We start from the raw sequence: 14,296 nt of genomic DNA on the forward strand, positions 1-14,296 counted from the left end.
TCTCCGGTACATTCAACTTCATGATCGTGTTCCAAGCAGAACACAACATCTTGATGCACCCCTTCCACATGTTAGGTGTAGCTGGTGTATTCGGTGGTAGCTTGTTCTCTGCAATGCACGGTTCTTTGGTAACATCTTCCTTGGTTCGTGAAACAACCGAAACCGAATCTCAAAACTACGGTTACAAATTCGGTCAAGAAGAAGAAACCTACAACATCGTTGCAGCACACGGTTACTTCGGTCGCTTAATCTTCCAATACGCTTCATTCAACAACAGCCGTTCCTTACACTTCTTCTTGGCTGCATGGCCAGTAGTTGGTATCTGGTTCACAGCGTTGGGCGTAAGCACAATGGCGTTCAACTTAAACGGTTTCAACTTCAACCAATCCATCATTGATTCTCAAGGTCGTGTAATCGGTACTTGGGCAGATGTAATCAACCGCGCTAACTTAGGTATGGAAGTAATGCACGAGCGTAACGCTCACAACTTCCCCTTAGACTTAGCTGCTGGTGAAGTTGCTCCTGTTGCTTTGACTGCTCCTGCAATCAACGGTTAATCTGAAACTGGGTTTAATAAGCTTAGTTAAATAAGAAAATACCCTCCAGTAATGGGGGGTATTTTTTTGTCAGAATCAGGATATCCAGGATTTAAGGATGTACAGGATGGAAATTTTAAGGAGTTTCAGGAAGGTAGAAATTATTACATATTTTACGTTTTAGTTACTGCAAAAGTAAATGTTAAATAATTTTGATGGGATGTTTTTCTGGAATACCCATGTTTGATAAACTTAATAAACAAAATGGTATAAAATTACCTTAATAACGGTTGATGGAGATTTGACTTGACCAAAGACAGGATTAAACTACAAGCAAATGAGATTAAGCCCAGGTTGCAACTTCTAAAAAAGAAAGCTTTATTGATAGAACCTAAGTTAGCAGCGAGGATTAGAGAAATTGGAATTACACTATCTAAGTATAAAAATGAAATTCTGGATAAAAAACGGTTTTTAATAGACTTTATGAATGAATTTTATTACGATATTGAAACTTATCTATATACTATCCAACCACTTTTAAAGTTATCCCCAACAGAAAGAGAAAGATATTGCCAACAAAAGAATATATCTGTAACTGAGTATTATTGGTATACGGTAATTTTGCCTAAATGGTTAAGTCAAGAAGATCCCAAATTTTCTTACTGGATTGAAAAACTTATACAAGACGAGTATACTGGTAATGATAAAGATTTAATTTTTAATTTGACTAAAACTATCAACTCTAGAACTGATGGGAGTGCTTCTAACCGTTACATTCTAGATTTATCTATGGCTACAGATTTACTTGTTAGTCATGTTCCTAGTACACTTGAGCCTATTTTTGTTCAACTTACAGGTATTTCTAACTTGCAGGATGGACAACCCAACCCTGATTTTCTAAATAAGCAGCAGCGATGGAATAACACTCTATCATGTTGGGGTATTAAAAGGGCTTTATTGGTTGCTCATGATAATCAAGTGAACAGTCCAAACAATCTACTCAAGTTAGCTGATGTTATGCTAAAAGAGAGTAGCGATCGCCCGACTAATTTTATTGCTGTTATTCCCTTCCCTGGATAGTATTATGACTAAAGATGTAAAGATTTATAATCAGTCCAGTTCTGAGATAGATTGGAAATATCTGGAAGCATCACAGCAGTTGCAGCTAGATAAGCAAAATCATGGTGCTGATTATATTCATCTTTATGTTGATGATATAGAAGGTGATTGGCTGGAAAATTGGGATTGGGAAGATGATTTAACAGATTATCTTGATGCTTTTTATCATCATTGTGAACAGGGAAATTATCAATTTGCTTTTGATACTTTAAAGGCTGGTGATGATTTATTGCATCAACCTGAAAATCAGGAAAAGGGTTTAGAGGTTTATGGTTATTTAGTTGAAAGGTTAGAGTTAGAATGTGCAAAACAAACTGATGTAAATAACCAAGAAATTTTGAAAGAAGCAAAACACCGCATTTTTATATTGCGAAATAATGGGCAAATGGAAAATATGATATGATAGTCAATGTTTTAGTAAACAAGGAAAGTTTATTTTATGTCCTATAAAGTTAGTATTGTCATTGAAAAAGATGAACATGGATATTATGCTTATTGTCCTGAACTTCCTGGTTGTCAATCTGAAGGTGATTCATTAGAAGCAGTACAAGCAAATATCAAGGAAGCAGTTGAATTATATATAGAAACATTATCAGAATTTGAGAAGATGTTTTAAATTTATTTTTGTCTGAATCAGGATGTCCAGGATTTAAGGATTTACAGGATGGGAATTTTTATGATTAAATTTTATTCATTTTTATTTTCATTCATGAAATCAACATATTCACGCCACGCTGTAGAGGTTGTTTCTTGAAGATCAATTTCTAAATAATTTTCTCTAATGTAATTCAGCAATTCATCAAATACTGATTCAAGCTCTCTTAAAGCTTTTTCAATATCATTCCAATCTTTTTGTTGTTTGTCGGTTAATGGCATATAGTCATGAACTTGAAAAAAGAGACAACGACCTGGTGGAAAATGATAATGTTCACCGTATGAAAGAGTTTTACCCCATGTAACATGAACTTTCTCTACTAAGTCTTTAAGTTTATCATCATAAAGGTGGTAGTTTCCGCTCGTCAATTTTCCTTCAAAAGTGTTATAAAAGTAGAATATTTCAGTATAAACTTTTTGTGGAGCTTCGTTTATATGGTTCTTAATACTCGTTATATGAATTGTTTCCAGAATAGTTTGAATAGTGGAAATGTCACGCTTACGCTTTATTTCTTCTGGGGTAAGTTCAGCTTTGTATTTTGGTTTATTCGGCGATTTTTCAATAATTAGTTTTAAGGCTTCATGAATTTTCTGGCTGAGTTGTTTTTGATTTCCTTGCAACTGCTTTTCTGTAAAATATTCTGCTTTAGGACTTGAATTATAGTCAGTAATGCGATTGACAACTATATCAAAAGGTGCATCTTTTAAATCACCATAGGATGTATTGAATAACATAATTATTCTCTCCCAACCAAGAAGCGCAATTGCATATCCTAGTTCAATCATTACATTTGGGTTGGGAACAGTTCTTACTTCTTGTGGCTTTTTTCTACCTTCTGTAGCTTGCAGGTTTTTGATAGCTTCTATAACTTCTTTATTAATTGTAGTTATGTCACAAATAAAGGCATCAGCAGATGCAATTTTATCAAAAATAGCGGATGGTATATGAGGGCTTCCAGGTAGATCACGTGTTGCTTCATCTAAAGTAATACGTAAATCAATTTCTTTAAACTCATTTTCCAGTTTATTGCTCGCTATTCCGATAGCCCCTTTAATTACTCCTTGGTTAGTTTCTTTTGGTAAATCAGATTGCCAAGAGTAGAATACTGTAAACTGCATCATAATGTATATTTTTGGAAGTTTCTTTATATCATAACCATTTTACATCACGGTTTGTAATTTGCATAATCAACATAGCGTTAACAATGCCAATCTCAATTTAAAATACATTTGGCAAATTGACAAATAATATTATATCATATAAATGATTTACCTAAATAAAATAAATTGAACCAGATTGTTTATTCCATCAAAAAAATCCTTGAACTATGAAAACAATGAAATCTCAACGTAAAGTGCTGTTATCTCATGGTGAAGATGGGTATTTTGTTGTTGAAGTACCCAGTTTACCCGGTTGTATTAGTCAGGGTAAAACCCGTGAGGAAGCTTTAGCTAATATTGAAGAAGCAATATCTCTATATATTGAAGTTTTACAAGATAGAGGTGAACCTGTTCCAGAAGATACAGTTGAGGTAGTGTTGGTGTGAGTAAATTACCTATTGTCTCAGGTTTAGAGTGTGTGAAAGCATTAGAAAAAATCGGCTTTTTTGTAGATAGACAAAGAGGAAGTCACATTATATTGGTTCGTGAAGAACCGAGAACTACAATATCTGTACCAGATCATAAAGAATTAGATAGGGGTACTTTGCGAGGAATTATTCGACAAGCAGGTTTAAGTGTAGATGAATTTATTGAATTATTGTGACACAGCAATAAAGGCATGATCTCTGGTACAACACCATGTAAAATACATAATTCAGACTGTATTTCCTCAACAACATGGGTAGCACATTTGGTCATCTTTTCCGAATCACGACATTTGGCGAATCTCACGGCGGCGGTGTGGGTGTTATCATTGATGGTTGTCCCCCACGACTGGAAATTTCCCCGGAAGAAATTCAATTTGAATTAGACAGAAGACGGCCAGGACAAAGTAAAATCACAACACCCCGCAAAGAAGCAGACACCTGTGAGATATTGTCAGGGACATTTGAAGGTAAAACCCTGGGAACACCCATCGCAATTTTAGTCAGAAATAAAGATACCCGTTCCCAAGATTACGATGAGATGGCACAAAAATACCGTCCTTCCCATGCAGATGCTACCTATGATGCAAAATATGGATTTAGAAATTGGCAAGGTGGCGGAAGGTCGTCAGCGCGTGAGACAATAGGTAGGGTAGCTGCTGGTGCGATCGCTAAAAAAATTCTCCGTCAAGTTGCAGGTGTAGAAATTATCGCCTATGTTAAACGCATCAAAGACTTAGAAGGAAATGTTGATACAAACACCGTCACCTTGGAAGATGTAGAAAGTAACATTGTGCGTTGTCCCGATGGGGAAATGGCCAACCAAATGATAGAGTTAATTGAAAAAACTGGTAGAGATGGTAACTCTATTGGTGGTTTAGTTGAATGTGTGGTGCGGAATGTTCCCAAAGGTTTAGGAGAACCAGTTTTTGATAAATTAGAAGCAGACTTAGCAAAAGCAGTAATGTCACTTCCTGCAAGTAAAGGTTTTGAAATTGGTTCAGGTTTTGACGGAACATTATTAACAGGGTTTGAACATAACGACGAATTTTATATTGATGAAAACGGAGAAATTAGAACATTAACGAACCGTTCTGGAGGTATTCAAGGAGGAATTTCCAACGGCGAAAATATTATTTTACGAGTTGCTTTCAAACCAACCGCCACTATTAGAAAAGAACAAAAAACCGTCACTAAAGAAGGAGAAGAAACGGTTTTAGCCGGAAAAGGAAGACATGATCCTTGTGTGTTACCCCGTGCTGTTCCTATGGTTGATGCGATGGTAGCTTTGGTTTTATGCGATCATCTTTTAAGGCATCATGGACAGTGTAAGTTATTGTAGAGATTTGGAAATTCAGAACTTACAAAATAACTGAAAATCTCTCTCAAACTCTCTTTTCTTCGCTTCCTACCCTTCGGGAACACCTTCGGTGAACGTGTCTTCGTGGTTCATTTGTAGGAAATAGAAGAAAACGAACCGCAAAGGACACAAAGAACGCAAAGGAAAGAGGTTAGAAGAGGAATTTTTAGTTAGTCCTGTATGATATCTTACTTAATTGAGATGAATACTGAATAAAAATTTTTTGCTTGAGTTCTTTCTTTGTGAACTTTGCGTACTTTGCGGTTAGTTATAAATTAAAATTCATGCCTCCCATCATCTTACCTCCTCCTCTAAAACCCGGTGATTTATTGCGCGTTATTGCTCCTAGTGGTGCGTTAAGAGAATTTGCAGCTTTTGAAAAAAGTCTAGAAATTTGGAAAGCGCACGGTTACAATATCCAAATTAGCGATAATCTAGAAAGTAGACATGGTTATCTTGCCGGTAATGATGATCACCGTCGTCAACAACTAGCCGCAGCATGGCATGATCCCGAATGTCGCGGTATTATCTGCTCTAGGGGTGGTTTCGGTAGTACCCGCATTTTGGAAAATTGGACTTGGGAACAAAAAACGGCTGATCCTAAATGGTTGATCGGTTTTTCTGATATCACAGCCCTGCTTTGGAGTCTCTATAAAGTTGGTATTTCTGGTGTGCATGGTCCCGTACTCACTACCCTCAAAGATGAGCCAGAATGGTCAATAAAACGGTTACTTGATATTTTAGCAGGTCGAGCGATCGCACCTTTAAAGGGTAATGGTTGGGGTGGTGGTACAGTGACAGGGGTGTTACTTCCTGGTAATCTCACAGTAGCAACCCATCTTTTAGGTACACCACTTTTACCGGATCTAGATGGTGTAATATTGGCTTTGGAAGATGTGACAGAACCACCCTATCGAATTGATCGGATGTTAACTCAATGGCGGTTAAGTGGTATGCTATCTAAGGTTCGCGGTATTGCTTTGGGAGGTTTTACCAAGTGTGATGCACCTCCGAATATACCCAGTTTGAGTATAGAGGAGGTTTTGGGCGATCGCTTATCTGATCTCAATATTCCCATTGTTTCCGATTTACCCTTTGGTCATGATAGCCCTAATGCAGCTTTACCTGTGGGGGTACAAGCAACATTAGACGCAGATCAGGGAATATTAGAAATTATTCCTTAAATTAACTCCATTTGCGATAACAACGAGCAGTAATTAAATAAGGATGAAAAACTTCTACAAATTTAGTTTGTAATGTCTGAAAAAACCTATCTAGCAATTCTGGTTCATCATGGTGAAAAGGATATTCTTGATTAAAACCTTTAAAGAAATACCAATTCATAATGATTTTTCCTGCATCATCTAAAGACTGATGGAATGTAAGTAATTGTTGAATAGGATCTGGTAAATGTTCTAAAACATCAAAACAAACAATAGTATCAAACATTTCTGAACTAGGCATTTCTTGACACAAAATTATTTTTTTGTCTAACCCTAATTGTTTAGCTCGATATTCGACAAACTCGCAATTAATCGGATTAATATCAAAATAAAACACCTCTTTAACATTTGGCGAAAGTGCAGCACCAATAGCATGAGTACCAATTCCCCCACCAAAATCTAATACCCTACCTTGAGCATATTTGGCAATTAATAGTAAAGTATTACCAATATAATCATGACTGTTTAAATGCCATGCTCCAAGCTCAAAAAGATACTCATTTTTTACCTGATCCTGATAGAAAGCTGTAGCTTTTTCCCAGTCAAAATCTTTATGGCCTAACTCAGCCATTTCTTTTTGACCAGCAGCTAATTTACTTTCTAATGTTTGCTCATCCAAACTTAAAAATTCCTGGAGATGTTGCTTTAAACTAAAAGCATCTTCCCAAAAGCTATTTAAAAAAGATGGAATAGGTGGTGTGATCATATTTTTCTACCTGCTGAATACAATAATTTAGCTAAATCATGCGTAATATTTGATATTATGCCTAAAAGCACATCAATTTCACAATTGTATCGGAAATTGACCTAAACTGCTGCATAGTCATAAGTACACACTCTAGCCTAAGTGCTGTATCTTCGTATTTTTAACATATTTTCATTGACAGGAGATCAAAATGCCTAGTGTTCAGGAAAACTTAAATAAATGGTCTAACTACGATTGGAAAGATCAGGGTAATGAATGGTCGAGTTCATGGGGTGGAACAGATAACTGTTTTTTTGGAACTATACATCCGCGAATTAAAACCTTTATTCCTGAGACAAAAACAGGAACAACAATATTAGAAATAGCTCCTGGTTTTGGACGTTGTACACAATATTTAAAGGATTATTGTCAAGATTTAATTATCGTAGATTTAACTGAAAAGTGTATTGCCGCTTGTCAAGAACGCTTTGCAGATTGTTCTCACATTACATATCATGTCAATGATGGAAAATCATTAACCATGATTGAAGATGAATCTATTGATTTCGTTTTTAGTTTTGATTCCTTAGTCCATGTGGAAAAAGATGTCATTAAATCCTATTTACAACAGATAGCCCTGAAACTTAAACCCAATGGTGTAGGATTTATCCATCATTCTAACTTGGGCAATTATCTCAATCCCGCTACTGGAAAGCTAGAGGTAGAAAACATTCATTGGCGAGCAGAAAGCATGAGTGCTAAACTATTTGAGCAATACTCCCAAGAGGCTGGCTTACAATGTTTTCACCAAGAAATAGTTAATTGGTGTGGCGATATTTTGTGTGATTGCTTTTCCTTAATTACACCAAAAAACTCTCAATGGAGTCAACCCAATCATGTAATTGAAAATCCGAATTTTGGTGCAGAAGCTCAACGTTTACGCCAAGTATCATAAAATAATTGGAGGTAAGCAAGATGCTTACCCCAAAAGATTTTGAATATTTTGCTGTCATATCATGTTCAGTAAAAACAGATAAGGAATAAGCAAACTATTGATTTTTTCTTATCTGTGTAAAATCTTCTCAAACCATTGTTCTACACGAGCGCCCATTGCTGCCAAAGAATATAAACTCTCTGCTTGCTGGCGACAATTTTGACGATCAATAGTGTGTACCCGTTTAACAGCATCTATTAAACCTTGTATACTATCTGGCTCAACCAAAAACCCAGTTTTGCCATCTTCCACTATTTCCACTAAACCGCCCCGACTATAAGCAATCACCGGTACTCCACAAGCTAAAGATTCTAAACCTACAGTGGGGAAAGCGTCTATCCAGTGGGGAGTAGCTAACATAGCTTGACATTCCCTCAGTCCCGCTTGTAATTCGTTTGTAGAGACAAATCCTTGGTAATCTATCTGTGCATCGGGATACGCTTGGCGAACTTGCTGCCAATATTCCTCATTTTGCATCAAACCAAAGATTTTTAGAGGCATTCCTAAAGTATTTGCTGCTGCTACCGCATCTTCTAAACCTTTTTCTGGTGCTATGCGGCCTACCCAACCTAAGCTATTACCAGGTTGATCACAAAACTGATACAAAGACAAGTCTAATCCATTAAATAAACAAACACATTCATCAGGGCAAGGAAAAGTTGCAGCTTGTGTTTTTGAGTGAACACCAATAGCATGGGGAAACTGAGTTGCTACCTTGGCAATCATATCATCCATCGCATTCAGTAAAGAACTCATACTAATTAAATGGGCTACTGGACGAGGAAAAAATTGCGTTAAATATAATGGCAACCAATCATAGCTAAAATTCAAAATTAAATCATAATTTCCCTGTACTTGATAAGCATAACTCCACATATTTGCTAAAACTGAATTTGTGGGAATGCCAATTTCTGCATCATACTTTTGATCTTGGGCGGCATTTTGTGTATTTCCGGGTATTTCTATCAAAGGTAACGAACCACTGCGAGAACCTGCTGGTGCAACAATATCTATTGTGTGTCCTCTTTGCTGCATTGCTTTGACAATATTGGGGAGGGTGACTTCTATTCCACCACCTAACCCTGAACCCAAAGCACCAACACCTGTGGACATAAATAATAATTTGTAAGTCGGTTGACTCATCATTAATATCCTCAATTAAAAATTGCAGTTATCATCATACATGAGTAACTCTACAAATTAAATAGTAATACTATATTTTTGTGATAATTTTTCAGCCTCCAGTGATTAATTATTTTTGCTTTGACATCGGGTAATTAATTTACCAATCTGAGTTTTATATATTGCGGCTTTGATTAAATGCGTACAAGCATGATATATGTAGCCATTTAATTAGGCTATAAAATTTTGAGAGTTAATGAATATAAATCACAAATTACGATATATAATGATCAAGTGAAAATCCCTAATAAATCAGCAATTTTCTCAGCCACCAACATGAAATTTATCAGGATTCGGTTTTTTAATTCCACTCAGAGGATGTTCACAACGGTAATCATCTTGATTTCTTGTTTCCTATTTCTATTTAGTTGTCAGCAGAATATTCAAAAAGATAATAATATCATTCATGTGACTTTATGGCAAGGAATTAACCCGCCAGTGAATCGGGATGTATTCAATAAATTAGTAGATCAATTTAATCAGGAAAATTCTCATATTCATGTAGACTCAATTTTCACAGGTACACCAGAGGAACAATTACCGAAAATATTAACCGCAGTGGTAGGTAATGCGGCTCCAGATATTTTAAATTTTTCTGCCCAAATAACTGGACAGTTAGTAGAATTAGGAGCAGTTGAACCTTTAGATGATTGGTTTAATCAATCAGCGGCCAAATCGGAAATTTATCCGCAAGTGATAGAGGAATTACAATTAGATGATCACCTCTGGTCAGTTCCTCTTTATACTGCTAATCTGGGCATTTTTTACCGAAATGATTTATTTAAAAAAGCGGGAATTAGTGAAACTCCTAAAAACTGGCAAGAATTAAGGGAAGTTGCCAAAAAATTAACTATTGATCGCAACGGCGATCAACGTCCAGAACAATATGGAATTTTATTACCTTTGGGCAAGCAAGAATGGACTGTTTTTAGTTGGTTTCCCTTTTTATTAGGTGCAGGTGGTGAAATATTAAATAATAACCATCCTAATTTAAATAATCCAGATGCTATTCAAGCATTACAATTTTGGCAAGACTTAATTAAAGATGGTTCAGCAACTCTTTCTCCCCCGGAAAGAGGCTATGAAGAAGATGCTTTTATTCAAGGTCGTGTAGCGATGCAAATTACTGGACCCTGGACTTATATTAAAAACTCTAATGTTGATTTTGGTGTGTTTCCCATTCCTGAAAATAAAGTACGGGCGACAGTCATAGGTAATGGCAATTTTTATTTAATGAAAACTACACCAGAAAAACAAAAAGCGGCTTTGGAATTTTTAGAGTTTGTTGTCAGTAAACAATTTCAAACCGAATGGGCAATGGGTACTGGTTTTTTACCTGTAAATATCAAATCTGCACAAAGTCCAGAATACCAAGAATATCTCAAGTCCAGACCTTGGTTAAAAGTGTTTGTAGACCAAATTCCTGTGGCTGGTTCTCGACCTACAATAGCTGGTTATAGTCGCATTTCTGATAGTTTAGGTAGAGCAATAGAAGCTACATTACTAGGTAAATCTTCCCCTGAAGCCGCCCTAAAACAAGCTCAGGAACGGTTAGAAGTGATTTGGGGAGAAAAATAGGTGATTGGTGATTGGTGATTGGGGACTGGGGAGAAATATTTACCTCCTGACTCCTGACTCCTCAATTATCAATTTTAACGTTTTATTAAGTTAAGTAAAGCAAGTGTTAGAGCTTTTGGAGGATAGGACTCAAGCGTAATCTGAGGATGATAAGCTAAACAGTGAAATATAAAAGTGACTTAGGATGTAGTGTTAAATGGGTGTTTCCTCAACAGTTCCTCTCCTCCTTAGGGCTGCACGCGGTGAAAAAGTAGATCGTCCCCCTGTATGGATGATGCGACAAGCGGGGCGCTATATGAAAGCGTATCGGGACTTGCGGGAGAAATATCCTTCTTTTCGGGAACGCTCAGAAATTCCTGAAGTTGCGATCGAAGTTTCCCTGCAACCTTGGAAAGCTTTTCAACCCGACGGCGTAATTTTGTTTTCCGATATTGTCACCCCCTTACCTGGTATGGGTATTGACATGGATATTGCGGAAGGGAAGGGACCGATTATTTTTTCGCCCATTCGCACACAAGCACAAATTGATAACCTGCGTCCCCTAGATCCTGAAGCTGCTTTACCGTTTATTAAGACCATTTTGGGGTCTTTACGGCAAGAAGTCGGCGATAAATCAACGGTTTTGGGTTTTGTGGGCGCTCCTTGGACTTTGGCGGCCTATGCAGTGGAAGGTAAAGGTTCTAAAACCTATTCCATCATTAAAAACATGGCTTTCTCAGATCCAAAAATTCTGCATCAGCTATTAACTAAGTTGGCTGAGTCCATTGCTGATTATGTGCGCTATCAAATTGATTGTGGCGCTCAAGTGGTGCAGATGTTTGATTCTTGGGCAGGACAATTAAGCCCCCAAGACTATGATACCTTTGCTTTACCTTACCAAAAAATGGTGTTTGATTTGGTGAAACAAACTCATCCTGACACACCGTTAATTTTGTTAGTGACTGGTAGTGCAGGACTTTTAGAAAGAATGGCTACCTCTGGTGCAGATATCCTCACCATTGACTGGACTGTGGATATGGCAGATGCACGCAGAAGACTGGGTAAAGACGTGAAAGTACAGGGTAATCTTGATCCGGGTGTGTTATTTGGTTCTAAAGAATTTATCCGCGATCGCATTTTGGACACCGTTCGCAAAGCCGGCGACTGGGGACATATTCTTAATTTGGGACATGGTGTATTACCAGAAACACCAGAAGAAAATGTCGCTCATTTCTTTGAAACTGCCAAAAATCTCAACGCTTTGGTTTAGTTTCTGGTTTATTGGGTGGGTTTTTTACCCACCTAATTTTTAGGGAACGCAGATAAACGCAGATGAACGCAGATGAGGAAATATCTGTTATGTTTCAGTAAGTTAACAGCTATATCCTGTGCATCTTTTAATCCTGGTTATCCCTTCCTAAATCTCTGTTTTGAAAATCTGTTCTAAACGATTAGTTTGATTTTCTGCTTCTTTGAATAAATCATTCCAATCATCTGGAGGATTGCCACTTTCTAGCATTTTTTGGAATACTCGATAAGCATCGGTTTTACTTTGATATGCTCGCTTAGTGTTTTCATCGTTTACCCAAGCATAAACAATGATTTTACCCTGTTGATGATATCTAAAAAATAATCGGTATTGCTGAAAAAATTTAGCTCTAAACCAGTGTTTATATTCGTCTCCCAGGGTTGCACCTTGACGATAGTCGTTTAATGTTGGATTTTCAGGAATGACGTTAAATGCAAGTTTGAATATAGCAGCTAAACGTTTTGTGGCGTTTTTTTGTTTGTATTCTTGAGGATATTTCTGACGTAAATTTTCTACTTGTGTGATCAGTGCTTCTAACTGTTCTAAAAACAAGGGATGAGCAAATATAGTCCATCCATTAATTATTAAGGGTTGTATTAAGGGTTGATCTTCAGACAATTTTACTCATCCTCGTCTGATAGTGGTGTATCCAGATCAATTTCTACATCAGCAACTAAGGATTGAATACGGGTTACTAATTCTGGTTTAATTAATTGTAAATGCTGAGGATTTTTTTGTATATCCTGGGCAATAAAGTTTAAAAATTCCCCCAATGTTGGATCTTCTTCTTTTTGATCAACGCGAGAAATAATTACTTTACCGTCGGGTTGAATCACATAACGAATTTTATCACGTTTACCCAAGCCTAGAGCTTTACGCACGGGTTCGGGTATTGTGGTTTGATATCTGTCTGTTAGGGTGGACTCTGAGGATGGTGTGGGTTTGACAACCATAACAATTTTGAGGTTTATACTCTATTTTTAGAGTAATGCAGTTGCATTGTGTTGTCAATGTTTGGGTTTTTAGGTTTTGGGTGATGAGGGCGATCGCTTTTTTGATCTAGGTTTTACGCACAAGTTTATGAAGGAACGAACCGCAGAGACGCAGAGGACGCAGAAAGAATTTTCTGTTATTTTTTAGTAGGTTAACGGTAATATCCTGTACATCCTTTAATCCTGGTTATCCTGATTCAGACTTAATATTTTTCTGTAATCTTTAAATTCTACAGTCCACAAGTCTCAAGGCGAGAGAAAAGAACTCCTCTCCCTAAACCTCCCGTATTCCATCGTAACCGTGCTGGTAAGTGGCCTTCTGGTGCTTTTATATCAAAAGTAATATCTTTGTAGGATAACCATTTTCCCTCTTTTCTCCATCCTAGTCTATCACCAAAGGCTATCCAAATTTTCTCATCATATTTTCTAGTTCCCCCCAAACTTTGATAAATCCGTTTCTGTACAGAAAATCCAAAGCGATCCTTACTATATTTGATCCATAATTTGTCAATAGTGTACAGGTCATTACAGGGAAAATTATCAATACTTGGAGCATCTAAAAAACCTTCTTTTTCCCGGTTTGCTACTGCTAACATTACCCGCGCTGTTTCCTCATCTGCTTCTTTCCATTGACCTGTAGATAATAATTGTTCTAGTTTTTGATATCGACTAGGTACAGATGGAGAAGAAATATTAACAGATGTTTGGTTAATAGGTATTTGTGAAGTATTTTGTTGATTTATAGGATTGATATCCTGCATCACTTCTTTAACAGATTGATAACGATATTTAGCAATAGGACTTGCTAATTTTTCCAAAATCTTTCCTAATTCATCACTTACCACATTCCCATTTAAAAAATCTCTCCATACCCATTCCCCTTCCATCGGACTATATAAATCAAAGGGACTAACTCCTGTTAATAAATGCAAACAAGTTACCCCTAAACTATATAAATCACTAATAAATAATGGTTTACCCATTGACTGTTCAGGGGCGCAATATTCAGCAGATCCAATAATTGTTCCTGTAGCTGTGCGTTGCTGTGGTTTGACTATTTTCGCCGCCCCAAAATCTACTAAAAATAACTTATTTTCAC

The 14,296-nt window shown here is 36.8% G+C and carries 17 protein-coding genes; 11 read left to right on the plus strand and 6 right to left on the minus strand.

Features of this window, described 5'->3' with window-relative positions; all coding sequences use genetic code 11:
• From FFR48_RS18005 to FFR48_RS18020, 4 genes are all read left to right on the plus strand, one after another.
• A partial coding sequence (locus FFR48_RS18005; protein WP_503827312.1) for a photosynthetic reaction center family protein occupies nt 1-557 on the plus strand: 557 nt, incomplete at its 5' end.
• A 285-nt stretch (nt 558-842) separates the two neighbouring features.
• Nucleotides 843-1,616, plus strand: a complete 774-nt coding sequence (locus FFR48_RS18010; RefSeq protein ID WP_137668323.1) for a hypothetical protein — start codon at nt 843-845, stop codon at nt 1,614-1,616.
• A 4-nt stretch (nt 1,617-1,620) separates the two neighbouring features.
• The gene (locus tag FFR48_RS18015; RefSeq protein WP_137668324.1) at nt 1,621-2,058 is read left to right on the plus strand and encodes a hypothetical protein; all 438 of its coding nucleotides are present in this window, start codon (nt 1,621-1,623) and stop codon (nt 2,056-2,058) included.
• A 36-nt stretch (nt 2,059-2,094) separates the two neighbouring features.
• Complete coding sequence (locus FFR48_RS18020; RefSeq protein ID WP_096569151.1) at nt 2,095-2,271, plus strand: type II toxin-antitoxin system HicB family antitoxin; 177 nt, start codon at nt 2,095-2,097, stop codon at nt 2,269-2,271.
• A gap of 71 nt (nt 2,272-2,342) precedes the next feature.
• On the opposite strand, the gene FFR48_RS18025 is transcribed toward FFR48_RS18020, so the two are convergent.
• Nucleotides 2,343-3,431, minus strand: a complete 1,089-nt coding sequence (locus tag FFR48_RS18025; protein WP_096569154.1) for a hypothetical protein — start codon at nt 3,429-3,431, stop codon at nt 2,343-2,345.
• 206 nt (nt 3,432-3,637) lie between these two features.
• On the opposite strand from FFR48_RS18025, the gene FFR48_RS18030 reads away from it, so the two are divergent.
• The 4 genes from FFR48_RS18030 to FFR48_RS18045 all read left to right on the plus strand — a co-directional run bounded on the left by FFR48_RS18030 (nt 3,638) and on the right by FFR48_RS18045 (nt 6,439).
• A complete protein-coding gene (locus tag FFR48_RS18030; RefSeq protein ID WP_096569157.1) occupies nt 3,638-3,856 on the plus strand; it encodes a type II toxin-antitoxin system HicB family antitoxin in 219 nt (72 codons plus the stop codon).
• Entirely contained in the window at nt 3,853-4,074 is a 222-nt protein-coding gene (locus tag FFR48_RS18035; protein WP_096569159.1) for a type II toxin-antitoxin system HicA family toxin, read from the plus strand. Before FFR48_RS18030 ends, FFR48_RS18035 begins: the two co-directional genes overlap by 4 nt.
• A 74-nt stretch (nt 4,075-4,148) precedes the next feature.
• Nucleotides 4,149-5,237, plus strand: a complete 1,089-nt coding sequence (aroC, locus tag FFR48_RS18040) for a chorismate synthase (RefSeq protein WP_137668325.1) — start codon at nt 4,149-4,151, stop codon at nt 5,235-5,237.
• Nucleotides 5,238-5,539: 302 nt separating this feature from the next.
• Complete coding sequence (locus FFR48_RS18045) at nt 5,540-6,439, plus strand: S66 peptidase family protein (protein WP_137668329.1); 900 nt, start codon at nt 5,540-5,542, stop codon at nt 6,437-6,439.
• 1 nt (nt 6,440) lies between these two features.
• Here FFR48_RS18045 and FFR48_RS18050 read toward each other — a convergent pair whose 3' ends face one another.
• Complete coding sequence (locus tag FFR48_RS18050; RefSeq protein ID WP_137668326.1) at nt 6,441-7,184, minus strand: class I SAM-dependent methyltransferase; 744 nt, start codon at nt 7,182-7,184, stop codon at nt 6,441-6,443.
• A 190-nt stretch (nt 7,185-7,374) separates the two neighbouring features.
• Here FFR48_RS18050 and FFR48_RS18055 point away from each other — a divergent pair, with 190 nt between their 5' ends.
• A complete protein-coding gene (locus FFR48_RS18055) occupies nt 7,375-8,118 on the plus strand; it encodes a class I SAM-dependent methyltransferase (RefSeq protein ID WP_137668327.1) in 744 nt (247 codons plus the stop codon).
• Nucleotides 8,119-8,226: 108 nt separating this feature from the next.
• Here FFR48_RS18055 and FFR48_RS18060 read toward each other — a convergent pair whose 3' ends face one another.
• A complete protein-coding gene (locus FFR48_RS18060) occupies nt 8,227-9,300 on the minus strand; it encodes a glycosyltransferase family 4 protein (RefSeq protein ID WP_137668330.1) in 1,074 nt (357 codons plus the stop codon).
• A gap of 357 nt (nt 9,301-9,657) precedes the next feature.
• Here FFR48_RS18060 and FFR48_RS18065 point away from each other — a divergent pair, with 357 nt between their 5' ends.
• Both FFR48_RS18065 and hemE read left to right on the plus strand, forming a co-directional pair.
• A complete protein-coding gene (locus FFR48_RS18065) occupies nt 9,658-10,917 on the plus strand; it encodes an ABC transporter substrate-binding protein (protein ID WP_236104105.1) in 1,260 nt (419 codons plus the stop codon).
• A gap of 196 nt (nt 10,918-11,113) precedes the next feature.
• Nucleotides 11,114-12,166 carry a uroporphyrinogen decarboxylase gene (gene hemE, locus FFR48_RS18070; RefSeq protein ID WP_096569179.1) on the plus strand — a complete coding sequence of 351 codons (1,053 nt, stop codon included), beginning with the start codon at nt 11,114-11,116 and terminating at the stop codon, nt 12,164-12,166.
• 147 nt (nt 12,167-12,313) lie between these two features.
• On the opposite strand, the gene FFR48_RS18075 is transcribed toward hemE, so the two are convergent.
• The 3 genes from FFR48_RS18075 to FFR48_RS18085 all read right to left on the minus strand — a co-directional run.
• Complete coding sequence (locus tag FFR48_RS18075; RefSeq protein WP_236104106.1) at nt 12,314-12,823, minus strand: type II toxin-antitoxin system YhaV family toxin; 510 nt, start codon at nt 12,821-12,823, stop codon at nt 12,314-12,316.
• Nucleotides 12,824-12,825: 2 nt separating this feature from the next.
• Nucleotides 12,826-13,158, minus strand: a complete 333-nt coding sequence (locus FFR48_RS18080; protein ID WP_137668328.1) for a type II toxin-antitoxin system PrlF family antitoxin — start codon at nt 13,156-13,158, stop codon at nt 12,826-12,828.
• A gap of 269 nt (nt 13,159-13,427) precedes the next feature.
• Nucleotides 13,428-14,296: GUN4 domain-containing protein (locus FFR48_RS18085; RefSeq protein ID WP_201277642.1), on the minus strand; the 869-nt coding region annotated here is incomplete at its 5' end.

The organism is Sphaerospermopsis reniformis (genome assembly GCF_005402885.1).
Lineage (GTDB): Bacteria > Cyanobacteriota > Cyanobacteriia > Cyanobacteriales > Nostocaceae > Sphaerospermopsis > Sphaerospermopsis kisseleviana.